Genomic DNA, 22,849 nt, shown 5'->3' on the forward strand with positions numbered 1-22,849 from the left:
GCCTCGGGGTCGTCGCGCTGGGCGCCTTCAACGTTTGGCGCTTCCGCACAGGCTGGCGAATGCTCGGCAAGTACTACCGCCCAGGAACGACCGAGTACGTGATTCGCATTGGATACGCCTCGATCCCCGGCCTAGTGAGCGTCGTCGCGCTTACTCTCTGTCTCTTCTCGTTCCCGCTGTTGGTAAAACACCCGACCACTCTCGCCGGGTACGCGTTCATGTTCTGCGGCGCAGTGTTCTTCGGCGGGATGTTGGTGGCATGGAAGGAGTCGCGCCGCCCCAGCCGGTGGAACAAGACGCCCGCGTGGCTCAAAGTGGCGCTTGCGAATGGCGAGCTTGAGCTATGAGGGCCTGTGCGAGCCGGCAGATCCGTGAAATGTCAGCGGCATGTGCGGATGCTTGTTCGCTGTGCCCCCCGAGCCCGCCCTCGCCGCTCTATCCGCTCTATCGTGTCGGCGTGGATCCCGTCGAGGAGCGTTTGGTGCACCCCTTCTACCTCGAGATGATGGGGCTGAACGCGCTGCTCAACGCCGAGGCCCTGTGGGATGACCTAGCCCTTGAGGGGCGGCGTGCAACCGAGGCAGATGTGAAGCAACTGCTGGCCCCGAACCACTGGCGGCCAGTCGTCATGGGTTCTTGGTTCAGTCTCAAGTTCGGACGTGATCAGGTCGGTGGGGACCTAGCGAGCGCGATTGGCCTCTGTCGGGGCACGTTGACCGCACCGCCCCTATCCGTGGCAGCGGCCATCGTGATCGGTGATGATGCGGTTCCGACGTTGCTCGACTACATCGAGCGGGACCTTGAACGGCAATACGGATCGGCGACGTTCGTTGCAGCCGTCGTCGAGGTGTTGGGATCCGATGCCCCGGTCTCGCCCGAGGATCGCGACCGCGGTGCACTCGGCAGCATGCTCGCTGTCGCCCATCGGCTTCGCTCGGCGCTGGCGGCAGACTGAACCGTCCTGGCATCGGCAGAATCGCGCACTATCGGCGGCATGAGCGTGCGTTCGAACGCGATCTACAAACCGCCGAGGAACCCGGCTCCGACCATCACGAGCATGACTACTGCGGCCAGCGCGACGACACCTACGCCAAGCACCAGGAGCGTCCAAGCGACCGACAAGTTCAGGTTCACCGGAGGAGCGTAACCGGGGTTTCACTCGGACGGCGCGCACCCGGACAGCGGCATGAGCGTGTCCGAGCCGACATGCATTACGGCCAGACGGCACGCCATACTCACCTCATGAGCCCGATCGGTGACCTCGTCTACTTGGCCACTGTCTTCGCCAGTCCCGCAGTCGTCATCGCCGCGTCGCTGCCGCTCCTCGTCACACGGCAACCTCGCTGGGTAACTGCCACGACCGTCGGGCTCACCTTCACGGCGGCCACCTCCTTCATCATCTATTGGTACTTGTGGGGCAGAGCTTTCGAGTACGAAGACACCAACTACAAGCCTGCCCCTCCCGCACTCGACACGGCACTTAGCATCGCCATCGGCGTCTGCCAGGCGTCAACGCTCACCTTGATCGCCCTCGGCGGATTTCGACTCGTGACCGCATGCCAGGACCGCCCAGCACGACAACGAGCCGCTACCGACGTCCCGTCCGTGTGACGTTCCGCCCGTCTTGGCGGTACGTCCGCACATCGGCATGACAGTGCATTCCGAGCTGCGCCGATAGGCGGCGGTATGACGCTGCTCCCTACACGAACTTCTCGTCCGACGGCGAGGAGTGGAGCGCGCGCCGCCCGGGCCAATAGTCGAGGATGCGCGCGGAGGCTTGGGGTACTGACGCGCTATGACGACAACACGATCAGCACCCCCGCCGAGATGTGTTCCCTCGAGCGCATCCGAAGCCGATGCCAGAGGGAGGAACCATGGCTGAAAGTCGAGTGAGCGACGATCTGTGGCAGGAGTTCCACACCGTCGTCAACATGACCTCCCGTGAGCTGTCCGAATGGTTGCGCACCGAGGCCACGGGAGAGCAGGGGCAGGTGCTCTCGCCCGACGCGACCCCGCCTGAGCTGGAGCTGGGTGAGCACGTCCTGGCGATCCTCGGCAAACGCCGCACCGACCTCACACCGGAGGACATCGACACCATGACCACCGTCGTCGACCAGGTGCGGACCTTGCGCGGCGACGAACTCGAGCCCGAGGCCGGGGACGACGACGTGCGACGGCTGCTGATGTCGTTCGGCCACGACCCGCTGAAGCCTCCGGAGGCCTGATCTGGAGCGCTGGAGGACGATCCGTTGCAGCCCGCGGGGAGCGATGCAGAGTGGATCGATCTACATGGCTCGTGTATGGATCCTTGCGCTCCTCAACTCCCGCACCGAGGCCGAGTCGTCGATGAGCGCAGACTTTTGCTGAGGCCGTGCCGACCGTCCGAGCCGCCTACGAATCTGGGCGTGCGGTACGGCAGCGATCTCGCCCGTCTAAGAATCGTTGCGTCCAGCTCGCGGCGGTGTGACGCAGCTTCGTGAGTGCGCGGACCGCGGCAGATCCGGACGTCGACGATCGCGTCCCGCTAACGGTGGCATGACTGTGAGGATCGCGGACGCACCCGCGCCGTCGCAGTCGCGTGTCGGAGGTTGCGCGGCCCCGCCCGTCGTACTCCGCTCGGAGTACGACGAAGTGTCTGCCATGGCCAGACGCGTCAGCCCCGCCGGCTTGACAGCGTGATCGTCATGACTTCCGAACTTCGGGCGCCGGACCACTCCGGTGCCGACACCAGACCGCAGAGAGCACGGACCAAGACCGTGCTGCCATGGCTCGTCCTGGGTGTGTGGATCGCGCTGCTGGTGGGCGGCTACTCACTCGCCGGCAAGCTCGACTCGGTGACCCGCGACGGCCAGGTCGACTACCTGCCGGCCAGCGCCCAGTCGACCAAGGTGATCCAGGCTGAGGCCGGGCTGCCCGGCGGCGAGAACGGCCTGCTCATGGTCGTGTACGAACGTCCGGGTGGCCTCCAGCCGGGCGATCGGAAGGCGGTCGAACGCGGCCGCTCCTTGCTGGTGGACCGATTCGGCAACGACACCGACGCACTGCCCCAGATCGTCGACTCCGACGACGGCACGGCCCTGATGTACGCGCTGTCGCTCGACCATGAGGCGACCGACGACGAGGCCGCCGTCACCACGGGTGCGCGTGACGTCCTGGCCGACCGGCCGACCGGTCTGAACGCCTATGTCACCGGTCCGACCGCGCTAGGGGCCGACATGGACGAGGTCTTCGATGCCGTCGACGCGGCGTTGTTGCTCGCTACTGCCGTGGTGGTGGCGGTTCTACTGATCCTGACGTACCGCAGTCCGCTGCTGTGGCTCGTTCCGCTCATCGCGGTCGGGGCCGCGGCGATCACGGCGATGGGTACCGTCTACGCACTCAGCCAGATCTTCGACTTCACCGTGACGAGTATGAGCTCGGCGCTGCTGATCGTCCTGGTCTTCGGCGCAGGCACCGACTACGCGTTGCTTCTCGTGGCTCGCTACCGCGAGGAGCTGCACCGCCACGAGCGGCCGATCGACGCAATGCTCGCGGCGCTGCGGGGGGCCGGCCCGGCCATCCTCGCCTCGGCGGCGACGGTGATCGCCGGACTGTTGTGCCTGTTGGCCGCGGATCTCAACAACATCAGCGGGTTCGGCCCGGTGGGTGCGGCGGGCATCGCGTCCGCGGTGCTGGTCATGCTGTCGTTCTTCCCGGCCCTGCTGGTGCTGCTCGGGCGCCGGGTCTTCTGGCCGTTCGTGCCGCGACTCGGGAGTGAGGCACACACCTCTCACTCCGGGTGGGCACGGCTCGGCGAGTTGATCTCGCGCCACCGGGTCATCAGCTGGGCGGTGCCATTGGTCGTCCTGGGCGGTCTCGCGCTGGGCACAGTGGGTGCCAGCGGCTCGCTTCCGCAGCTGGACCAGTTCGCCCGTTCGACGCCGGACTCGGTGACCGGGGCGAAGCTGATCGAGGCGCGTTACCCCGACGAGAGCGGTCAGCCGCTCACCGTGATGAGCCGGCCGGACCGGAGCCGCGAGGTCCTGGCCGTCGTCGAAAGGACGCCGGGGGTCGCCAAGGCCGAGATCGGTCGGGCCAGCGACGACTGGGTGGAAATCTCCGTCATCCCGGTCGACGCGCCCGAGAGCGCGGCTGAGACCGCAACGATCATGCGGCTGCGGGAGCAGGTGCACGAGGTTGCCGGGGAGGCCGCGCTGGTCGGCGGGCCGAGCGCCGAGACGCTTGACGAGGCCGAGGCCAACAAGGGCGACCGCAATCTGGTGATGCCGCTGATCCTGCTGGTGGTGCTCGCCATCCTCGGGCTTCTGCTGCGGGCAATCGTGGCTCCGCTGGTGTTGGTCGCCACCGTCGTGGTGTCGTTCTTCGGAGCCCTCGGGCTGTGCAACCTCGTGTTCGACCACGTCCTCGGGTTCGCCGGGTTGGAGCCGTCGGTGCCCCTGATCGGGTTCCTCTTCCTGGTCGCACTCGGTGTCGACTACAGCATCTTCTTGATGACCCGGGTACGTGAGGAAGCCGCCCGGCACGGCACCGTCGAGGGCACGAAGCGTGGCCTCGCGGTGACCGGTGGCGTGATCACCTCCGCCGGCCTCGTGCTGGCGGCGACGTTCGCGGTGCTCGCCACGCTGCCGCTCGTCATGCTCGTCGAGATTGGGATACTGGTCGCCGTCGGCGTGCTCATCGACACCTTGCTGGTGCGGTCCATCGTGGTTCCTGCACTGACGATGTCGCTGGGTTCGCGGATCTGGTGGCCCAGCAAGCTATGGCGCGCGGGATAGGACTGTGTCGATGACTCTGTGTGAACGATGATGGCGCTCCGTCCGCCAGTAGCCGATCGGCTGCTGGCGGCGGCGGCGTTCGTGCTCGGCGTCGTCGTCGCGTTCACGCTCCAGAGGGTCGATTACGAGGGCGAGCGACGCGTGGACCTGTGGGCCATCGCGCTCCTGGCTGCGATGTCGATGCCGTTGCTGGCCCGCCGGCGCTGGCCGATCCTCGTCGTCCTCGCGGTCCTCGTCGTGTCGACGCCGTACCACCTCCTCGACTATCCCCATGAGGCCGCGATGCCGGCCTCACTGGTGGCGGCGTTCGCAGCGGCGCGCTACAGCGCGCCACCGCGGCGAGCCGCCGCAGCCATGCTGGCAGTGGCCGCCGTGACCGTGCCGGTCGTCGCCGACCAGGCGTCGGGGGCACCGGCACCTGACGATGCTCTCCTCGGCGTCGGCTGGCTGTTCATGGCCTTCTTCGCCGGACTGGCTGTCCGCTTCCGGGAGAACTGGAAGGCCGCCGTCACCGCGCGGCTCGACCAGGAGCGTGCCGACGAGGTCGAGCGACGGGTCGCCGAGGAGCGGGTCCTGATCGCTGCCGAGCTGCACGACGTCCTGGCGCACGGGCTCGCGGTCGTGAACGTCCAGGCGGCCGTCGCTGCACACCTGATCGACCAGCTGCCGAGGCGGGGGGACCCGTCGCTGCAGGAGCTGTCCAGCACGCTGCACGATCTGTCGGACACGAGCCGGGCCACGCTCCATGAGCTGCGTGCCGTTCTGGACGTGCTGCACGGTGGCGAGGCCGAGCCGACCGAGCCAGCGCCCCACCTCGGCGAGCTGCCGCGTCTGGTGGAGATGGCCGAAGCGGCCGATGTCCGGGTCGACGTGGAGGCTGACGGGCTGAGAGAAGAGCTGCCGTCGACGGTGTCCGTCGTGGCTTACCGGATCATCCAGGAGTCGCTCACCAACGTCATCCGACACTCGACGGCCAAGTACGCGACCGTCCGGCTCCACGAGGAGGGCCACCGGCTGCAGATCGCAGTCGTCGATGATGGGCCCGCGCGACCGGACTCGACGGTGACGCCCGCCGGCTTCGGGATCGCGGGGATGACAGGGCGAGCACAGGCCGTCGGCGGCGAGCTGTCTGCCGGGCCGGGCGAGTCCGGTGGATTCGAGGTACGGGCCAGCCTGCCAGTGCCGGAGACCTGGCGGGTGCCGTCGTGATCCGGGTCCTGCTCGCCGACGACCAGGCTCTGGTGCGCGGCGCGTTCGCGTTGCTGATCAGGTCCGCGGGTGACATGGAGGTCGTGGGGGAGGCCGGCACCGGCGACGAGGCGGTGATGCTGACCCGGGACCTGCGCCCCGACGTCGTACTGATGGACATCAGGATGCCGAGCACCGACGGCATCGAGGCGACTCGGCAGATCTCCGCTGACGACGGATCGAGCGGCAGCAAGGTGCTGATACTGACCACGTTCGAGACCGACACCAACGTACTGCTCGGCCTTCGCGCTGGGGCGTGCGGATTCCTGCCCAAGGACACCCGGACCGACGCGCTGCTCGACGCCATCCGCACCGTCGCGGCGGGCGCAGCGCTGCTGTCGCCCGGCGCCACCAGAGCGGTCATCACCCGCGTGCTGAGTCGACCGGAGGCTCCGGCACCCGAGCGGCTGGCCAGCCTGACGCCGCGCGAGCGGGAGGTGCTTCGACTGGTCGCCGCCGGCCGAAGCAACCAGGAGATCGCGGACGAGCTGGTCGTCAGCCCGCTGACCGCCAAGACTCACGTGAGCCGCATCCTCGCGAAGATGGGCGCTCGCGATCGGGTCCATCTCGTGATCGCCGCGTACGAAGCCGGGCTCTTCTAGGCGCCTCGCCAGCGGTAGCCCGGGCTCTTGTCTGCGACTGCGGACACGACACCGCGTCGGGTCCGTGAAGGCGCTCGTCCTTTGACCTGCCGCTCTGCGACGAAGTGTGGCAGGGCGGTGCGATCCTGCCGAGCGAGCACGACGGATGCGTGAGGTGACTCTCGGATCGGGGGAGCAGGTCCGGGGCTACCCGGCGGGCTAGGTGACCGCTGGGGAGCCATCCTCGGCCAGAGGGGACACCGAGCGATCGTTGCGGAACAGGTAGACGCCCACCATGGCGCCGGTCACGGCGGTGTTCTGGCCGCTGAGGAAGACCCGCTCGGTGCTCGATTCTCCGGTCATCACGAACACGTGGCTGGCGTGCTCAAGTCGCCAGCCTGCGCGCTCGATCTCACCCAGCGTGTCCGCCGAGCTCATGGAGGAACGCTGACCGGTCGCCTCCCCCCAGGACGCGTTGCCGGCGTGGGCGCCCACATCGAGCTGCACCTCGAAGAACTCCGCACCGGCCTCCTTGGCGGTCGTCGCCCGTCCCACCGGACCCGTCAGCCAGGCGCGCCTGGCCGCTTCTTCGGCGGCCGCCTGCTTCTGCACCTTCTGCTCCGCGGCGAGTCGGACCTGCTCCTCCTCGCGCGTCTGCTTCTTGGCGGCCTTTTCCTCAGCACTGTCGAACACGTGGTTCTCCCTCCCGCGACGTCGGTGGGCAGCGTAGCTGGCGGGGGACCGCCCGGCGCCGACCTCGCACACGTGACCGTGTCTGTGCCCGAAGCGGGAGAGTTCGGGGTCGCCGTTCGTTGGATGGCACGCGTGGGGAACCGTGTCGACGACAACGGGATCGAGCGGCGTGTGGGACGCACTCACCGCTCGTCGGAAGAGGTGCGCACTGTCGGCGCCATGACCGGATGGCCGCTCGCGCTGGCGACGGCATAAGCGTGCGCGTTCGTGGATGTTGATGGTTGAGCGAAGAAGTGCATGCCGGGACAGGCCGGGCGTCCATGTGGAAGCCTCCGCAGTATGAGTGGCCAGGATTCCGACCGCTTGCGGGCTGAACTAGTGGACTCGCGAGTCCAATTGCAGATCTACGAGGCTGTCGTTGTCGCATCGAACGACGCGCATGCGACCCTCGACCTCATCCTGAGCGCACCGGACCCTGAGGCTGCCAGACGAGCGCTGCAGGAGCAGTACGGATTCGCTGAGATACAGGCGCTTGCGGTGATGGACCTTCAGTTTCGGCGGGTGACTGCGTCTGACAGAGAGAAGGTCCAGCAACGTCGACAGGAACTCGCAGCCGTCGTGCTCGACTTGGAGGCGAAGCCCGACGGGTAAGCAGCATGTACGACTGGGCAGTTACTCGCCCATCGGCAGATCCGTTCGCGGACAGCGGTATGTCCGGATGGCCGCAGCGCACGCTATCTGCGGCAGATGCGTGCACTCAGGAGTAGGTGTAGGTCCCGGGCTGATTCGACTGGCCACGGGGAGCCCGCCGGTGGGCCAGCACCTGGCTCAGCGGCGTCTTCAGTCGCTGGCCACAGTTCAGGCACTCGTAGTCGTTCACACCCACACGGTGAAGCTCGGTTCTGATCAGCAACCGCTCTCAAGGGTCTCAACACGGCCCCGCCGCGGGTCGTGCTACCCCGGGTTGGTGGACTCGGTGAACCCACCGTCGGGCCAGGCTGCGATGCAGACGCGATTGCCTGCACTGTCGGAGAGAATCCAGCCCTCGGGGGCATCCGCGTCGTTGATCAAACGTCCGCCCGCGGCGAGTGCAGCCGCGACCCTTGCCTCAGCGTGTTCGCGTGCGACAGAAACATCAACATGCATCGCGTGGCGCAGCGGCTTGTTCGGGTCCAGGTTTTGCATCCATACGGTTGAACCGTGACCCAGCGGATCAACGGCGTTGTCATCAGCGAGCGGCGAGTACCCGAGAACTGCGCGCCAAAAGTCAACGTCTATCGCGTCGGGCTGCGCAGCGATGGCGACCTGGACCTCCTGTGCGCGGGCGCGGTCAGCCGCGGCCCCGTGGGCGCGGGCGGTTGCTGAAACTGCCCTGGCGATGTCGACGTGCGATTCCTCTAACCGGAACACCCCTCGGACCAGCCGGACACTGAGATGGTCGTCGGCGACCGTCAGCAACGCCCCCGACCTGTCGATCCCTGGGACTTGAGAGACCGCATCGGCAAGGCGGACAGCCTCACCGAGCGAGCTGACCCCGAACACCGCTATGGCACCGCCGTGCAGGACCACCCAGTCTTCGACGCCCTCAGCCGCCAGGAACGACTTCCACCCTTGCTCACTCAACGACTGTCTCCGCGGGTCGTATTTGCCTGTCTCGATTCAAGGGAGATCGACTGAAGGTGTCAACGACGACCCAGGAACGAAGCCCCATCTCGGCACCAGTGCGCGGACCGCGGCATGTCCGGACAGTCAGTCGCCGGGCGGGTTGTCTAGTCCCAAGTCACCGTCGGACGCCTCGAAGGAGCGGTGTGTCTCAGGGTCGTAGTCGTCTGTTACCGACAGCCCGAGACTGATCAGTTCCTGGCGGGTGGGCAGCGCATCATCAAAGATCCCGAACGGGCGTGGTCGTTCTTCATCGCTCCACAGCGAAACGTCATGAAGTTCCGTCCGCATCAAGTTCTCCACAGCGTCAGAATCCAAGCCCGTGCTGCGACAGAAGTCCTCGAACAGGAGTACCCCGCGACCACGGAGCAGACGTTTGCGACCCGACTCGCCACTCATAGGCCGAGCATGACATCACGACCGCTCATCGGCAGGACTGCGCGCCCCACTCGCGGCATGAGCGTGCGTCTCTAAGCGCACGCTACGCGGCAGATGAGGATGGTCTTCCGTACAGTCGGCGTATGGCGACAGGGGTCAGGCTGGTGTTTTCCGATGGCCGCAAGGAGATGCTCGACGAGGCGCACGTACACGGTTTCCGAGACGGACAGTTGGTCATCGCCAGCGGAACGCCAGGCGCAGGGTTCGACGCAAAGGTCATCAGGACGGTCTTTGCCTCAGATCTCGACTCTGCCGAGACCTGCCACCGTGATGACACTCCACCCGACGCCGCCGGCGGTTCAACCTGGTCAATGAGTTGGCCGTAGGTCGAATGACGGCTTTCCGCAGGAGCGGATTGCGGCATGAGCGTGCGTCTTCGAGCGCACGCTACGCGACATGAGCGTGCGTCTTCGAGCGCTCGCTACGCGGCACGACCGCGGAAGGTGGCAGATTCGGATGTTGGATTGGGAGTCACCTGGCCCCCCTCACGTACTGAGCGGATCGCGGCGTGAGGGTGCGTCTTCGAGCGCACTCTGCGCGGCAGGTGCGGCGATCGCTGACGCCAGCACGGTCAGTCGAATCGCGCCGACACTAGGCGCAGGCGCACGACCTCGAACACGCAGCAGACGGCCACGATGGCAGCTACGCCGAACGCGACCCACGCTCCCTGCGCCACTGCATCCTCACCGGGAGTCATTGCCCTCTTGTCTAGCGCCCCTGCCACGATCAACAGGTAAAACGCGACGAGGACGGTCGTGACGGCGAGGAACGTAGGAACGGGTCTGGTCATAGAGCACAGCCTGCCGTATTCGTCCGGCGTCTTGGTGAAGACGTATTCGCCAGCCCTGACTGGTCTGATCTCGACATTCGCTCATCGGCACGCGTGAGCGGATCGCGGCGTAAGCGGACGCTCGCTACTCCCGATGTAGCGGCAGGGTCGGATCCCCTAGCCACCTGAGAAAGCGTTGCTCGTCGGCCTCGACAAGCGGGAGCGTGATGTGGTCCCGCCAGAGGACGTTGCCGTGGCCGCAAACCCGCGCGCCCTCGTACATCGGTAGTGCCGCGCCCGGTTCACCTCAAGGTTCCACTGATCCACCATCTCGGGGAACAGAGTCACGATCACGGCGTGGGTGCGCTCACCTGGGCCGACCCGATCACGAGAGAACGCGAAGACTGGTGCCCCGCTTTGGTCAGGCGGAGTCATGCTCGGCAGACCCCAGTTGGGTCGGTAGACCCACGTCTTGTCGGCGAGGTTGAGCAACGGCGTGGACCTGCCACCTGCCACCTGCCGCCGTAGGCGTGAGAAGAAGGTCAATGCCGAAGGCGATCGCGGGGTACGAATCCACGTGCCGAAGGTACCGGCCCACGACCGCTCATCGGCAGAGTCGGGCGCAATCTGCGGCATGACCGCGCGTTCGCGACGCAGGAACGCCATCATGATGGCTGTGACACCTGACGACTTCGTGGCCGCCCTCAAGGCCACGGTCTTCGACGTAGCAGTCGCGGACGTAGCTTCAGTTCTCCGTGACGGACCACCCGGTCGGAACCCTGGCGAGCGCTCTGTCGCGCTACACGAATGGTTCGCCCGCCTTCCGGGTCCCGATCAGGAGCTGGTGGTCGAGGTTGCCCGTGACGCGGCGCATGCGGCACTCTTCGGCGCGCTGTGTGTGCTCGACGGAGTCCGCGTGATCGACGACCGTCCGCATGTCAGGTTGGATCTGCTGGGCGTGGGTGCTGAGGGGTCGGAGTCCCTACTGAATCCGGATGGCGAGGCACTTCACGATCGACTCAACGGTCTTGTCCATCCGCCTAGCGAGGGTTGGCCGCCCCCCGGAGCGGACGCTCGCTCATCGGCGTGACAGTGGGTTCCGAGCTGCGCCGACAGGCGGTGGAACGGCGCCTTCAGAGCGCGCGGGTCGCGGTAGATCCGAATGCCGACGTCATGCGGGAACCTTCTCTCAGCGTGCGCGTACGTCGCGTGCGCGACCGCGCTTCCGTGGCGCCGCGGTGCTCCGGGTCAGGGCCGCGCCGTGGCTGGATGGACGATTGAGGGGCGCGCCTACCGCGAAACGCCTCAGGCGTCGGCTTCGCGGAAGTCAGCGAGGGCCTCACCGTGGGTTCGGACCCACTGTGCCAAGTTCGCGATGGGCTCCTGGAGGGTGTGGCCGAGCTCGGTCAGGCTGTACTCGACGCGCGGTGGTACCTCGGCGTAGGCCGTTCGTTCGACGAGCCCGTTGGCCTGCAGCCGGCGCAACGTCTGGGTGAGCACCTTGCGAGAGATCCCGCCGGAGAGTGCGACGAGATCGCCGTGGCGCATCGGTCCGTCCTTCAGGGCGAACAGCAGGACCACCGACCACTTGTTCGCGATCACTTCAAGAGCGGTGCGCGCCGGGCAGTCGGCTAGGAAGAGGTTCCCGGCAGCGTCGACCATGGCCGCACTCTACCAATAGGCACCATTTGGTACCTATCGGATCCCTAGCGTCACGGCTGTGAACACTGCAGCCATCATCGTGTCCCTGGTCCTCGCCCTTGCCATGCTTCTCTCTGGCGTCTTCAAGCTCATGCGCGCGCCGCACATCATGAAGTTCGCCGAGTCGGTCCACCTGACCCCGCCCCAGCTCACCGTGCTCGGAACCCTTCAGCTCGCAGGAGCTCTGGGCCTGGTGGCCGGACTCTGGTACGCGCAGCTCGCGATCGCGGCCGCCGTTGGACTGGTCCTCTACTTCGCCGGTGCGATCATCACCCATATCCGCGTCAGCGATCCCAACGTCCAGGGTGCCGTGGCCTTCGCCACGCTGTCAGCGGCCACCCTGGGTCTGCTCCTCGCCACTGCGTGACGGCGACCCGCCCGCCGGTTGGCAGCCACCAGCAAAGGGCGAGGTGGCGGCGAGGTGCCCTGCACCCGATCGTCGGCATGACCGGGGCTCAGCGGCACAAGCGCCCGTTCGGCACGCGCCTCACCAGTGAAGCGTCGTGCGGACGACGCCCGCGCGGACGCCGTGGAGCGCCGAGGCCTGGACCGCGTCGCGCACGACAGGTGCACCGATGGCATCCTGACCGCATGCAGCCCGTCCATGTGTGGATCCGGTCCGAGACCCGCGGCACCGAGCGGCGTGCGCCCGTCGTACCGGTCGACGTGCCGCTGCTGCTGGACGCCGGGTTCGAGGTGACCGTCGAGGAGTCGGAGCAGCGGATCTTCCCCATCGAGGAGTACGCCGCGGCAGGGGCCCTCGTCGCGGACCAAGGCGCCTGGGCCACGGCACCCCGCGACGCGTACGTCCTCGGCATCAAGGAGTTGCCCGACGCGCCGGAGGCGCTGGACCACCGGCACATCTACTTCGCGCACGCGTTCAAGGGCCAGGACGACGCCCGGCAGACCCTCGAGCGCTTTCGCCGGGGAGGCGGCCGGCTGTTCGACATCGAGTACCTCCTCGACGAGAAGGGCCGACGGGTCGTGGCGTTCGGCCACTGGGCCGGGTACGTCGGCGCCGCCCTCGGCGTGCTCCACCTGGCGGGCACGCTGACCGCGCCGCTCGCCCCGATGGCCAAGCACGAGCTCGACGAGGAGCTGAAGCGAGCCGGCGAGGCCGGGGTCGACCAGCTGCTCGCGCTCGTGACGGGTGCCCGCGGGCGGTCCGGCCGCGGCGCCCAGCAGGCACTGATGACCACCGGCGTGCCGACGACCCGGTGGGATCGCAAGGAGACCCAGGACCTGCACAAGCAGGCGCTCCTGGGCCACGACCTGCTGGTGAACTGCGTGGTCACGCACACCCCGACGACCCCGTTCGTGGAGCAGGCGGACCTGGACCACGAACGCCGGCTGCGGGTGCTCGCCGACGTGACGTGCGACGTCACCGGACCCACGAACATGATCCCGGTCAACACCGAGATCACCACCTGGGAGGAGCCGGTGCGGCGCCTGCACGATGGCGCGCCGGAGCGGGGCAACGCGCCGCTCGAGGTCATCGCCATCGACAACCTGCCCTCGCTCCTCCCGCGAGAGGCGAGCGAGGGCTTCAGCGCCGACCTGACGCCGCACCTGCTCGGACTGGCCGACGAGGGCGGCCCGTCGGGGCCCTGGCTCGCGGCCGGCCTGGCCTTCGACCAGGCGATCGAGCAGCTGGAGGCGTCGGCGGACTCCTGAGCCGCACGCGGCCGGCGGGCGTCACCGCCCGTCGATCACCGCGACCGTGCACCGCGAGACGCACACGAGGCGGTCGGCGTCGTCGACGATGCGGACCTCCCAGACCTGGCTGCGCCGCCCGAGGGCGACCGGTCGGGCGGTGCCGGTGACCCAGCCGGAGCTGACCGGGCGCAGGTGGTTGGCGTTGATCTCCATGCCGACGCATGCCTTGCCGGGCTCGGCAACGAAGGTGGCCGCCCAGCTGACCAGGGTCTCGGCGAGCAGCACCGACGCGCCACCGTGCAGCAGCCCCAGCGGCTGGTGCGTCCGGCTGTCGACCGGCATCCGAGCGGTCAGGTGGTCGTCGCCCAGCTCAGTGAGCTCGATGCCGAGACGCCCGATGACGCAGACGGCGCCCAGCTCGTTGGCGAGGTGCAGGTCGGGCTCGTCGTGCCAGATCGTCGTCATCAGCGCAGCACCGCCCTGCGCACGATCAGGCCGGGGACGAGGGCGGGCACGCGGGCGGCGTACTCGTCGTAGGCCGCGCCGAAGGTACGACGAAGGTCGCGCTCCTCGAAGTGGACGCCCAGCAGGATGTAGCCGGTGGTCGCCGCAGCCAGGAGCAGGTGCGGCGCGCTCATCCGCGGCGTCGCCCAGAACGCCACCAGCAGCCCGGTCATCAAGGGATGCCGCACCAGGCCGTAGAGACCGTCGACCTTGAGGGTGTCCGGCCCCGGATCCCGCGAGGGCGCCCAGCCTGCCTGCCGCAGACCGGTGAGCTCGAGCTGGTCGATCGCGCTGGTCGAGACGACCGCCAGCAGCCATCCGGCCGCGAACAGTGACCACAGGAGCACCGCAGCCACGCCGTCGACGCGCCGCACCTCGCCGCCCCAGGGCTGCCAGAGCACGAGCAGCAGCACCAGGCAGACGTCGGTGGCGAGCACGAACGTCGTGCGCTCCAGTCGCTGCGGGACCCGGCGACGGAGCCGCGCCTTCACCGACCGGCGCGCCATGAGGGAGTGCTGCGCGGCGAAGAGCAGCAGCAGCGCGAGGTCGACCGTGATCGCCGGACCGGTCGCGATGCGGACCGGTCCGTCGACGCTGCGGGGCACGACCACCGCGGCCAGGAACACGACCGTCCACAGCATCACGGCGTTGAAGCCGAGCCAGCCGAGGGCGGACAGGATCAGGTCTGCGGTACGTCGTTGCATGCCTGCCATCGTGACGACGCGCCGGCCGTGGCGCAGCCGTGGAACTACCTCACTTGCGTGCCCGCCCTGGTTGCCTCCGTGGCGACGTACCAGGCGGCGACCTGGGCGCGGGACCTGAAGCCGAGTCGCAGCCGGATCCGCTCGAGGTGCGACTCCACCGACCGGGTGCTGATGGTCAGCCGGTCGGCGATCTCCAGGTTCGTGAGACCGTCGGCGACCAGGGACGCGACCTCGCGCTGGCGCGTGGTGAGCCCGGTGGGCACGTCGTGGCGCACCGCCGGCAGGCCGAGGAAGCGCCGTACGTGGGTCACGACGGCGCCCGCGTCGCCGATGGCGGGCAGGTGCGAGCGGCCCTCGAGCTCCACGAACCGGGCGTCCGGGATCTCGGCGGCGAGCACGCGGCCCTGGGCGATGGGGGCTGCCCGGTCGCCCCGTCGGTGCAGCACCAGCGTGGGCGCCTGCACCCGCGGCAGCGACGGTCGTACGTCGAGGTCATAGGCCAGGGCGAGCAGCGCCACGGCGGTCTCCGGGGAGGACGAGGCGCGCTGGTAGTCGGCGACCGCCCGCCGGGTGCCGGCGTCGGCCTCCGGAGCGAAGAGATCCGTGAGCAGGTCGGATCCCAGCCCCCAGCTGGCACCGATCAGACCGAGCACGTGGTGACGGCTCTCTGCGTCGCCGAGCTCGGTCCCGGTGGCCCAGCCGCCGTAGAGCACGAGCCGGGACACCGTCTCGGGGTGGTCGGCCGCCCACTGGGCGGCCACGACGGCGCCCATCGAGAAGCCGAAGAGGTCGAACCGCTCGGCGCCCACTGCCTCGACGACGGCCGCGATCGTGTCCAGCTCGAGCCCGAGGGTGCGCGGGCCGTCGTACGGGTCGGAGAGCCCGCACCCCGGTCGGTCGTAGCGCACCAGGGTGCGGCCCTGGGCGAGCGACTCGTAGAAGAGGCGGTCCGCGGGGATCGCCCAGCCGAGCTCCAGGTGGGTGAGCCACCCGGGCACCACCAGCAGGCACGGACCGCTGCCGGTGGTCGCGAACGCGACCCGGGTGCCGTCCGCCAGCAGTGCGGTCCCGTCCTCCTGGCGCTGTGCGGTCACGCCCTGATGCTGGCACGCCGCCGGGGGATCGCGCTCCGCAGACCACGCGCGCCGCGACGTCTGGTCCCCGCAACCCGGGCCGATGGCGCCTAGCCCGCCGGCTGCCGGCGGTCGCGGCGCTCATCGACGAGACGGTCCTTGCTCCGCAGCAGCCGCAGCATGGTGACCAGCCCCAGACCACCGGCCATGTTGCCGACAACCGCCAGCAGCAGGAACCTGCCCCACTCCGCGTAGCCGAACGAGGCGTCGCCGGTGTGGAGCGCGCCGAAGATCAGCATCGAGTCGAGGATGGAGTGGAACATCTGCGTGCCGGCGAGCAGGAAGGCCGCGGCGACGGCGGCGATGATCTTGGCCGTCATGTCGTCAGTCCCGTGCTGCATCCGCGTCAGCAGCGTCATGGTCGCACCCGCAAGGACCGACAGCGCGATCGTCTCTCCGTTGACGGGAGCGGTCGCGAAGTGGGTGCCCGACTCCAGCAGCACGGCGTGGTACGACGGGAAGGCGAGCACCACCAGCCACATGATCAGCCAGCCGCCGACCAGGTTGGCGAGCAGCGTCCCCGTCCAGAGCTTGCCCAGCTGCAGCAGCGTCGCGCGCTTCGCCGCCACGGTCACCACCGGCACCAGGAAGCCCTCCGTGAACAGCTCCGAGCGGCCCAGGAGCAGCGCGATGAACCCGGCCGAGAACGCGAGCCCACCCAGCAGGTGGCTGCCGGTCTCGTGCAGGACCGCCAGGAAGGCGAGGACGCCGATGGCCACCTCGGTGCCTCCCACGAACCCGGTCACCAGGACCTCGCGCCAGGGACGGCTCAGCCGCTGGGTGCCCTCGAGCACCTGGCGCGTGAAGGACTCCTCGAGCGCGTCCTCCATCGGGCCCTCGGTGTCCCCGAGGGAGCGGCGGTCCTGGGTGGCGTGGTCCGGCAGGTCGGTCATGGGGCGCCTTTCGGTGCGGATGGAGTCCCGACCCGGTTCCCGATCGGCAGTCCGCTACGCGCGCCTCCTCCTCACCGGTGCGCGTCTGCGCACGCCGCCACCGTTTCCCCCGCCGTGACCGGCGGCAGGTCAAGGCAGTTCTCAGCGGTTGTCGCCAGAGCCCCCGAGGACGGCCCGCCGCTGCCGATCCGCAAGCTTGTCGACGTTTCGCTGCGCCACGTCGTCCAAGGACAACCCCAGGAAGTTCGCCAGCACTGCCGTGTACCAGAGGACGTCCCCGAGCTCGGAGGCCATGTCGTCGCGGTCCAGCTGAGCGAGGTCGCTGTTGCTGTCGCGCACCAGCTTCTTGACCTTCTCGGCAATCTCGCCGGCCTCGCCGACAAGCCCGAGCACGAGGTGCATGAACTCATCCGGGGCGTCCGCGTCGCGGGCCGTGCGCATCGCGGCGCGCTGGTAGTCGTCGCAGTCCATGGCGCCACGCTAGCGATGGTGCGCCGGTCGACGTGGCACGATCTCGACAGTTCGCCCACCATCAGCGGCAGGGGCGTGCGTCGAGTCGAGGCCCGGAAACCGTGCCAGGCATACTGCTCTCCGTGACCGCCTTCGAGACCTCGATCCTGATGCCCAACGTCGGGTTCGTGCTCGTCACGTTGGTCTACGTCGTCCTCGCCGTCGTGTGGCCCGCCGTTGACGCCGCTCGTCAGGGACGGTGGCTCTGGGTAGTGGCCATCATCCTGCTGTCGCCCTTCGCAGGGGCGCTGTGGTGCGCGATCCGTGTGGCCGAAAGCCGCAGGCTCACCGTCTGACCGCACCGGCGTTGCGGCCCGCTCGGGTCCGACACCCGCTTCTCGGCAGGGGTCGTGCACGCTCCAGGTGCGCGTTGCCATGTCTGGCTTCGCTGTGAGCCGCGCGGGTTCTTCCCCCACCCCGACCTGGACGGGGTGTCGCGTCTCGAGCCCGTCGAGCTGGGGGTTCCGAGGCTCCTCGTGCGCGAAGTGATCCGTGACGCCCGGCGGTCAATGGACGGAGACGCGTCCGGTCCGTTCGCTGGCACGGTGCATGTGTTCGTACCGGCGTCGTCACCTGTGCGGGCCAGCGAGGTGATCGCAGGGAGCCGTCTCGCCGGGCCACCCCGCGAGAGACCGCTGGCGTCATGGGGCGACGATGAGCGCTTGCGGTGCGGCTGCCTTCATCCGGGTGTTGAGCCAGGTCAGCTGACGAGACGTCTGGTTGTTGGCCTGCTCGGTGATGGAGAGCAGCTCGCGATCGCGCAGCCCCTGCGCGCCTTGGGCGATCACGGTCCAGGTCGTCTGTACGAGGGTGGCGAGGACGTGGAGGTCCTGGAGATCGCGCAGGAGCCCGATCTCTCCACCGCGAGTCTCGGCCAGGCCCGCCGCCTGCAGGCGCTCCGGCTCATCGACGTCGTGTGCCTCGCCGTACCGCTCCACGACAGGAGCCAGGGCTTCGTGGTTGGCGTCGGACCACTCGGCGAGCGTGCGGCACGTGTGGAACACGTCAGCGATGTGCGCGTGGCCCTCGGCGACGGCGCGCAGGGAGCTGGCGAGGGTCTGCTCGCTGCGGTCGGCAAGGCCGATGTAGGTGGTCAGGTGCGGCACGAGCCCTCTCCGTCCTGGCTGGGATCGAGTCGATAGGTCGGCGTGCTCTCGAGCACGGTGCTGATCGTGGGCCCGCCGCCCGCGGTGGGCCGGGGACGACGACCGGGAGGCGGCTCGGTGACCGGCGCGGAGGCGGTGGTCGTGGGTGCCGGAGCGGGACCGTCCCCGTCGCGCAGTCGGATCACCTGGCAGGCCGCGGTCTTGAACGTCGGTTGCTTGGAGACCGGATCCCACACCGTCATCGTGAGCTCGTTGGCCAGCCGGCGCCCGGTGTCCGAGTGACCGCCGCCCTGAGCCTCGTCGGGCTCCCAGTGCCCGTAGTGGAACGGCGCGAACACGGCACCCTCCATGACGTTGCCGACGCGGGCGCGGACCTCGATCCGACCGCGGGGCGACTCGACGCGGACCCAGTCGCCCTCGACGATGTCTCGAGCCTCGGCGTCGGCGACGGAGATCTCGACCCAGGCGTCGGGCGCGGCGGCGTTCAGGTCGCGGGAACGGCCGGTCTTGGTGCGGGTGTGGAACTGGTAGACGGTCCGACCGGTCGTGTAGAGCAGCGGGTACTGCTCGGACGGTTGCTCGTGGGCAGGGGTGTACGGAGCGCCCTTGAGGAACGCTCGGCCCGCGGGATTCTTTGCGCGATGCTCCTGCTCGGTGACCGCGCCACCGGTGAGCAGGTCGTGGCCGAAGGTCTCGCAGTAGTCCGTGTCCGTGGGAAAGACGCCGTCGGCGTACAGGCGATCGGTGCCGTCGGGATGCTCGGCGTTCACCGGCCAGGGGATGCCACTGGGGCCACGCAGCTTGTCGTAGGACAACCCGGTGTAGTCCACCGGACGACCTTCGGTCACCGAGGCCCAGGCCTCGAAGGCCTCCTCGGGGGTGCGCCAGCCGATCAGCGGCTGACCTGACCGGTTGGTGAAGCCCATCGCATCGGCGTACATCAGGAAGATGTCGAGGTCGCTCCGCGCGTCGCCCGGCGGATCCACGGCCCGCTCGGAGAGGTGGACGGTGCGGTTGACGTTGGTGAAGCAGCCGGTCTTCTCGCCCCAGCCGGCGGCGGGCAGCACGACGTCGGCGAGCTCGGCGGTCTCGGTGAGGAAGAGGTCCTGCACGATGACGAAGCACTGATCGCCGCCGAGCACCCGCCGGATCCGCGCAGACTCCGGCATCGAGACCGCCGGGTTGGTGGCTGAGATCCACAACAACCCGATCGAGCCGGTCTCGGCGTAGGAGAAGATCTGCATCGCGTGCGTCGGGGGAGCCCAGTGCGGGATCGTCATGACGTCGACGTCCCAGGCGTCGGCCAGCTGCTGCACGTGGCGAGGGTTGTCCCAGTTGCGGAAGCCCGGCAGGTCGCCATCGGCGCCGCACTCGCGGTTGTTCTGCGCCGTGGGCTGACCGTTCATCTGCAGGACGCCAGCACCGGGGCGGCCCAGCATGCCGCGCAGCAGATGCAGGTTGTGCACGGCGACGGAGGCCGCAGTGGCCTGGTGGGACTGGTAGAAGCCCTGGAGCACCGTGGACAGCACGGCCTGGCTCTCACCGAAGATGCGTGCGGCCGCGCGGAGGTCGCTCGGGTCGACGCCGCACACGTCGGCGACGTGTTCGGGGGTGTACGGCGCGACGACGTCCCGCAGCTCGTCGACCCCGACAGTGTGCGCGGCCACCCACTCGTGGTCGACCCAGTCGTGGGCGAAGAGCTCACGCGTCAGACCGTTCATCAGCGCCATGTTGGTGCCGACGCGCGGCGCGAGGTGGACGCCGCCGGTGCGCTCGGCCTCGAGCGCGACCAGGGTCCGCCTCGGGTCCACGCACACCACCCGAGGCGGTTCCGCGCCCCGGGTGCGGTCGAGGATGCGCGTCCACAGCACCGTCTGGGTCTCCGGCATGTTGTGCCCGTAGAGGAACACCGCGTCGCAGTGCTCGATGTCGGTGTAGGAGCCGGGCTGGCCGTCCGCGCCGAACGACTCCTTGAACGCCGCCGCGCTCGTCGCCGTGCACAGGCGCGTGTTGCCGTCCATGTGCGGGGTGCCCAGCCCGGCCTTCCCGATGAGGGCGAGCGTGTAGTACTCCTCGAGGAACAGCTGACCGGAGGTGTAGAACCCGTGACTCAGCGGACCCTTCTCCTCCAGCAGTGCTCGGGACGTGGTGACGATGCGTGCCATCGCGGTCTCCCAGTCCGTCTCCACCAGGCGGCCGCCCTCTCGCACGAGCGGCACGGTCAACCGGTCCGGGGCGTGCGCCCAGCGGGTCGAGCCGTACAGGCCCTTGGGTCCCAGCCGTCCGTGGTTGACGGTGTCACCGGGCCGACCCCGGGCGCCGACCATCCGGCCATCGTGGACCGCGATGTCCATGCCACAGCCGTTGCTGCACAGCAGGCAGGCCGACTGCACCCACCGGTCCACCGCATCCTCGGTGACGCCCGGGTCGAGGTACTGGTCCACCCGGGCGGGCCACACGGTCCCTCGTGCGTGCGGTGTGCGCACGCCGTAGATGTCAGCAACGCGATCAGACATCGAGGTCTCCTTGTCTTCCGTCAGGCCGGTTCCCGCCGTTCCTCAATTCCATGCCCTAGCGCATACGTATGGGGATGGTCGTAGGCGAAGATGGGCAACGTCGTGACGGTGAAGACTCAGGGGTGAGACGTGAGGGCGGGTACGGAGCGTCAGGTGCTGGTGGAGGAGCTGCTGACGACCAGCCGCGCCCTGGTCGGCATCGCCATCCGCTCGATCGCCGCGGCACCCGTCGAGATCACCGTCGCCCAGCACCGCCTCTTGGTCCTGCTCGCCGCCCACGGCCCGCAGAGCGTGGGCGAGATCGCCGAGCACCTCGGCGTCAACCCCTCCAACGCCAGTCGGCACGGTGACCGTCTCCAGAGGCTCGAGCTGGTGGGTCGCAGTCGGTCCGCCGAGGACGGGCGCGTGGTCCAGATCGAGCTGACCGCGGCGGGCCGGCGTCTGCTCGACGCGGTCGCTCAACGGCGTCGTGAGGAGCTCACCGACCTCGCGGCCCGGCTCTCGGCGGGTGACGTCGAGGCCGTCCGGGCGTCACTGCGCCTGCTCAACCTGACCATGCACGAGGTCAGTGACGACGAATGGGCGCAGGTGCCGCCGGGCGCCGGTGACGCCTCGACCCGCGGCTGACCGGCATCGGCCTGGTCACTCGTCACGCTGCGCTGGAGGGACGGGCGGCGGCGTACGTCGGAGCAGTGCTGCAGCGCGTCCGAGTCTCGGCGGGCATTCGCGAACACGCCGCCAGTCGGCCCGAAGGTCAGACGACAGCGAACAACGAGTGGATGCTGCCCTCAGGGTCGGCGAAGAGCCCCGTGTAGTGGCCCGAGTCGGCGGGCACGTCGTCTGGCTGACTCGATCCTGCGGGACTCGACCGACCGGTGGATCAGGCGGAGCGTACGGCGGCGGGGGTGCCTCGGCGGGAGGCGTGGCGAGCGGCGACGGAGGCGGCGTAGGTGGCGCGGCGGCGGGCCACGATGCCGGCCTGGTCGGTGGTGGTGTCGAGGAGGTCGGGCTCGAGGGCGGCGGCGAGGGCGCCGCGCAGCAGCACGAGGGCTTCGGCGCGCAGCTGGGAGATCCGGGACTCGGTGACGCCGAGCTCGGCGGCGATCTCGGCCATGGGGCGCTCTTCGAGGAAGTAGCCGCGTACGACGGCGCGCAGGCGCTCGGGGAGCTCCTCGATGGCGTCGGTGAGGTACTCGACCTGCTCGGTGCGCTCGAGGACCTCGGCGGGCCCGGGGGTCGCGGCGGGCAGGACGTCGGCGATGGAGTGGTCGGTGCCGTGCAGTGGGAGCACGGTGGCGCGGGAGACGTCGGCGTCGGTGCGGGCGACCTCGGCGGGGGTCAGTCCCAGGGTGCGGGCCACGGCGGCGTCGTCGGGGAAGGCACCGAGCGCGGTGGCGAGGCGCTGGCGGGTCGACTCGATGTCGCGGCTGCGGCGGCGTACGGCGCGTGAGGCCCAGTCGATGGAGCGGAGCTCGTCGAGCAGGGCGCCGCGGACCCGGGTCGCGGCGTAGGCGCCGAAGGGGACCCCGAGGGTGGCGTCGAAGGCCCGGGCGGCGGTGACCAGGGCGACCAGTCCCGCGGAGCGGAGGTCGTCGCGGTCCACGGAGGCCGGGATGCGTGCCGAGAGCTCGCGCACCAGGTGTGCTACGAGGGGCACGTACTCCTCAGCGAGCAGGCTGGGGTCGGTGGACTCGAGTTGGTCGGTTGGGCCCGACACGCCGTTGAAACGGTTCACGAGAGGATCTTGACCGAATCTTGTGGATTAAATGGGCGCAGTTGTCCGAAATGGCCCAGGTGGGCTATGGCAACGTTATTGCGGACTAGGGACGGCCGAATCGGTGTCGTGATCGGTTTTCCGTCGGCGGTGGTCCCCGAACCCGCCGAAAAGGTCGGTCTCTCAGCCCTCGAAGGCGCAGAACTCGTTGCCCTCGGGATCGACCAGGACGGTCCAGACAACCTC

27 protein-coding genes are annotated in these 22,849 nt (G+C 68.9%); 13 read left to right on the forward strand and 14 right to left on the reverse strand.

What is annotated here, in order from left to right:
• The 7 genes from N542_RS22620 to N542_RS0100040 all read left to right on the forward strand — a co-directional run.
• Positions 1–347, forward strand: a 347-nt coding sequence (locus N542_RS22620; RefSeq protein WP_036505840.1) for a hypothetical protein, incomplete at its 5' end; no start/stop codon positions are given.
• A gap of 110 nt (positions 348–457) precedes the next feature.
• Positions 458–955 carry a hypothetical protein gene (locus N542_RS0100010; RefSeq protein ID WP_028642192.1) on the forward strand — a complete coding sequence of 166 codons (498 nt, stop codon included), beginning with the start codon at positions 458–460 and terminating at the stop codon, positions 953–955.
• Between the two features lie 287 nt (positions 956–1,242).
• Positions 1,243–1,611, forward strand: a complete 369-nt coding sequence (locus tag N542_RS0100020; protein WP_155992777.1) for a hypothetical protein — start codon at positions 1,243–1,245, stop codon at positions 1,609–1,611.
• Positions 1,612–1,874: 263 nt separating this feature from the next.
• A complete protein-coding gene (locus tag N542_RS0100025; protein ID WP_028642194.1) occupies positions 1,875–2,225 on the forward strand; it encodes a DUF3140 domain-containing protein in 351 nt (116 codons plus the stop codon).
• Positions 2,226–2,684: 459 nt separating this feature from the next.
• Positions 2,685–4,775 (forward strand): MMPL family transporter, encoded by a 2,091-nt coding sequence (locus tag N542_RS0100030; RefSeq protein ID WP_036505848.1) that lies wholly within the window; start codon positions 2,685–2,687, stop codon positions 4,773–4,775.
• Positions 4,776–4,802: 27 nt separating this feature from the next.
• Complete coding sequence (locus N542_RS0100035; protein ID WP_231482334.1) at positions 4,803–5,984, forward strand: sensor histidine kinase; 1,182 nt, start codon at positions 4,803–4,805, stop codon at positions 5,982–5,984.
• Positions 5,981–6,625 carry a response regulator gene (locus tag N542_RS0100040; protein ID WP_028642197.1) on the forward strand — a complete coding sequence of 215 codons (645 nt, stop codon included), beginning with the start codon at positions 5,981–5,983 and terminating at the stop codon, positions 6,623–6,625. The genes N542_RS0100035 and N542_RS0100040 overlap by 4 nt, the downstream gene beginning before the upstream one ends.
• Before the next feature lie 198 nt (positions 6,626–6,823).
• Here the strand turns inward: N542_RS0100040 and N542_RS0100045 are convergent, their stop codons facing one another.
• On the reverse strand, positions 6,824–7,483 hold the full coding sequence (locus tag N542_RS0100045; protein ID WP_155992778.1) for a hypothetical protein: 660 nt from the start codon (positions 7,481–7,483) through the stop codon (positions 6,824–6,826).
• Positions 7,484–7,693: 210 nt separating this feature from the next.
• Here N542_RS0100045 and N542_RS0100050 point away from each other — a divergent pair, with 210 nt between their 5' ends.
• On the forward strand, positions 7,694–7,948 hold the full coding sequence (locus N542_RS0100050) for a hypothetical protein (RefSeq protein WP_197025814.1): 255 nt from the start codon (positions 7,694–7,696) through the stop codon (positions 7,946–7,948).
• 106 nt (positions 7,949–8,054) lie between these two features.
• Here N542_RS0100050 and N542_RS28225 read toward each other — a convergent pair whose 3' ends face one another.
• The 3 genes from N542_RS28225 to N542_RS0100060 all read right to left on the reverse strand — a co-directional run bounded on the left by N542_RS28225 (position 8,055) and on the right by N542_RS0100060 (position 9,262).
• Entirely contained in the window at positions 8,055–8,177 is a 123-nt protein-coding gene (locus N542_RS28225) for a hypothetical protein (protein WP_269319747.1), read from the reverse strand.
• Positions 8,178–8,251: 74 nt separating this feature from the next.
• Positions 8,252–8,920, reverse strand: a complete 669-nt coding sequence (locus tag N542_RS0100055) for a VOC family protein (RefSeq protein ID WP_028642200.1) — start codon at positions 8,918–8,920, stop codon at positions 8,252–8,254.
• A gap of 126 nt (positions 8,921–9,046) precedes the next feature.
• A complete protein-coding gene (locus N542_RS0100060; protein ID WP_155992780.1) occupies positions 9,047–9,262 on the reverse strand; it encodes a hypothetical protein in 216 nt (71 codons plus the stop codon).
• Positions 9,263–9,480: 218 nt separating this feature from the next.
• On the opposite strand from N542_RS0100060, the gene N542_RS27290 reads away from it, so the two are divergent.
• The gene (locus tag N542_RS27290; protein ID WP_155992781.1) at positions 9,481–9,723 is read left to right on the forward strand and encodes a hypothetical protein; all 243 of its coding nucleotides are present in this window, start codon (positions 9,481–9,483) and stop codon (positions 9,721–9,723) included.
• A gap of 245 nt (positions 9,724–9,968) precedes the next feature.
• Here N542_RS27290 and N542_RS0100065 read toward each other — a convergent pair whose 3' ends face one another.
• Both N542_RS0100065 and N542_RS0100080 read right to left on the reverse strand, forming a co-directional pair.
• Complete coding sequence (locus tag N542_RS0100065) at positions 9,969–10,187, reverse strand: hypothetical protein (RefSeq protein WP_028642202.1); 219 nt, start codon at positions 10,185–10,187, stop codon at positions 9,969–9,971.
• 1,284 nt (positions 10,188–11,471) lie between these two features.
• Positions 11,472–11,828: a winged helix-turn-helix transcriptional regulator gene (locus tag N542_RS0100080; protein ID WP_028642203.1), complete on the reverse strand. Its 357-nt coding sequence runs from the start codon at positions 11,826–11,828 to the stop codon at positions 11,472–11,474.
• A gap of 58 nt (positions 11,829–11,886) precedes the next feature.
• Between N542_RS0100080 and N542_RS0100085 the strand changes: the two genes are divergently transcribed.
• Both N542_RS0100085 and N542_RS0100090 read left to right on the forward strand, forming a co-directional pair.
• Positions 11,887–12,234 (forward strand): DoxX family protein, encoded by a 348-nt coding sequence (locus N542_RS0100085; RefSeq protein ID WP_028642204.1) that lies wholly within the window; start codon positions 11,887–11,889, stop codon positions 12,232–12,234.
• Between the two features lie 224 nt (positions 12,235–12,458).
• Positions 12,459–13,541: a saccharopine dehydrogenase gene (locus N542_RS0100090; protein WP_028642205.1), complete on the forward strand. Its 1,083-nt coding sequence runs from the start codon at positions 12,459–12,461 to the stop codon at positions 13,539–13,541.
• Between the two features lie 21 nt (positions 13,542–13,562).
• Here the strand turns inward: N542_RS0100090 and N542_RS0100095 are convergent, their stop codons facing one another.
• The 5 genes from N542_RS0100095 to N542_RS0100115 form a co-directional block, all read right to left on the reverse strand.
• Complete coding sequence (locus N542_RS0100095; RefSeq protein ID WP_036505846.1) at positions 13,563–13,988, reverse strand: hotdog fold thioesterase; 426 nt, start codon at positions 13,986–13,988, stop codon at positions 13,563–13,565.
• On the reverse strand, positions 13,988–14,731 hold the full coding sequence (locus N542_RS0100100; protein WP_028642207.1) for a methyltransferase family protein: 744 nt from the start codon (positions 14,729–14,731) through the stop codon (positions 13,988–13,990). Before N542_RS0100100 ends, N542_RS0100095 begins: the two co-directional genes overlap by 1 nt.
• A gap of 44 nt (positions 14,732–14,775) precedes the next feature.
• Positions 14,776–15,825, reverse strand: coding sequence for an alpha/beta fold hydrolase (locus N542_RS0100105; protein ID WP_051551233.1), 1,050 nt, complete (start codon positions 15,823–15,825; stop codon positions 14,776–14,778).
• A gap of 89 nt (positions 15,826–15,914) precedes the next feature.
• Positions 15,915–16,757: a formate/nitrite transporter family protein gene (locus N542_RS0100110; protein ID WP_028642209.1), complete on the reverse strand. Its 843-nt coding sequence runs from the start codon at positions 16,755–16,757 to the stop codon at positions 15,915–15,917.
• Positions 16,758–16,898: 141 nt separating this feature from the next.
• Positions 16,899–17,228, reverse strand: a complete 330-nt coding sequence (locus tag N542_RS0100115) for a nucleoside triphosphate pyrophosphohydrolase family protein (RefSeq protein WP_028642210.1) — start codon at positions 17,226–17,228, stop codon at positions 16,899–16,901.
• A gap of 122 nt (positions 17,229–17,350) precedes the next feature.
• Between N542_RS0100115 and N542_RS0100120 the strand changes: the two genes are divergently transcribed.
• A complete protein-coding gene (locus tag N542_RS0100120) occupies positions 17,351–17,563 on the forward strand; it encodes a hypothetical protein (RefSeq protein ID WP_028642211.1) in 213 nt (70 codons plus the stop codon).
• A gap of 345 nt (positions 17,564–17,908) precedes the next feature.
• On the opposite strand, the gene N542_RS0100125 is transcribed toward N542_RS0100120, so the two are convergent.
• On the reverse strand, positions 17,909–18,373 hold the full coding sequence (locus tag N542_RS0100125) for a hypothetical protein (RefSeq protein WP_028642212.1): 465 nt from the start codon (positions 18,371–18,373) through the stop codon (positions 17,909–17,911).
• Positions 18,361–20,889, reverse strand: coding sequence for a molybdopterin oxidoreductase family protein (locus N542_RS0100130; RefSeq protein ID WP_028642213.1), 2,529 nt, complete (start codon positions 20,887–20,889; stop codon positions 18,361–18,363). Before N542_RS0100130 ends, N542_RS0100125 begins: the two co-directional genes overlap by 13 nt.
• A gap of 129 nt (positions 20,890–21,018) precedes the next feature.
• Between N542_RS0100130 and N542_RS22625 the strand changes: the two genes are divergently transcribed.
• Positions 21,019–21,516: a MarR family winged helix-turn-helix transcriptional regulator gene (locus N542_RS22625; RefSeq protein ID WP_081794933.1), complete on the forward strand. Its 498-nt coding sequence runs from the start codon at positions 21,019–21,021 to the stop codon at positions 21,514–21,516.
• A gap of 253 nt (positions 21,517–21,769) precedes the next feature.
• On the opposite strand, the gene N542_RS0100145 is transcribed toward N542_RS22625, so the two are convergent.
• Entirely contained in the window at positions 21,770–22,624 is an 855-nt protein-coding gene (locus N542_RS0100145; RefSeq protein WP_442937375.1) for a sigma-70 family RNA polymerase sigma factor, read from the reverse strand.
• Positions 22,625–22,849: the final 225 nt, after the last annotated feature.

It is taken from the genome of Nocardioides sp. URHA0020 (assembly GCF_000620705.1).
Classification (GTDB): domain Bacteria; phylum Actinomycetota; class Actinomycetes; order Propionibacteriales; family Nocardioidaceae; genus Nocardioides.

Coding starts and splice junctions, on each gene's coding strand:
- N542_RS0100080 (WP_028642203.1), bottom strand. CDS start 11,828: ATGGTCGACGCTGCCGGGAACCTCTTCCTAGCCGACTGCCCGGCGCGC.
- N542_RS0100025 (WP_028642194.1), top strand. CDS start 1,875: ATGGCTGAAAGTCGAGTGAGCGACGATCTGTGGCAGGAGTTCCACACC.
- N542_RS0100035 (WP_231482334.1), top strand. CDS start 4,803: ATGATGGCGCTCCGTCCGCCAGTAGCCGATCGGCTGCTGGCGGCGGCG.
- N542_RS0100110 (WP_028642209.1), bottom strand. CDS start 16,757: ATGACCGACCTGCCGGACCACGCCACCCAGGACCGCCGCTCCCTCGGG.
- N542_RS0100100 (WP_028642207.1), bottom strand. CDS start 14,731: ATGCAACGACGTACCGCAGACCTGATCCTGTCCGCCCTCGGCTGGCTC.
- N542_RS0100065 (WP_028642202.1), bottom strand. CDS start 10,187: ATGACCAGACCCGTTCCTACGTTCCTCGCCGTCACGACCGTCCTCGTC.
- N542_RS0100030 (WP_036505848.1), top strand. CDS start 2,685: ATGACTTCCGAACTTCGGGCGCCGGACCACTCCGGTGCCGACACCAGA.
- N542_RS0100115 (WP_028642210.1), bottom strand. CDS start 17,228: ATGGACTGCGACGACTACCAGCGCGCCGCGATGCGCACGGCCCGCGAC.
- N542_RS0100130 (WP_028642213.1), bottom strand. CDS start 20,889: ATGTCTGATCGCGTTGCTGACATCTACGGCGTGCGCACACCGCACGCA.
- N542_RS0100020 (WP_155992777.1), top strand. CDS start 1,243: ATGAGCCCGATCGGTGACCTCGTCTACTTGGCCACTGTCTTCGCCAGT.
- N542_RS0100090 (WP_028642205.1), top strand. CDS start 12,459: ATGCAGCCCGTCCATGTGTGGATCCGGTCCGAGACCCGCGGCACCGAG.
- N542_RS27290 (WP_155992781.1), top strand. CDS start 9,481: ATGGCGACAGGGGTCAGGCTGGTGTTTTCCGATGGCCGCAAGGAGATG.
- N542_RS0100095 (WP_036505846.1), bottom strand. CDS start 13,988: ATGACGACGATCTGGCACGACGAGCCCGACCTGCACCTCGCCAACGAG.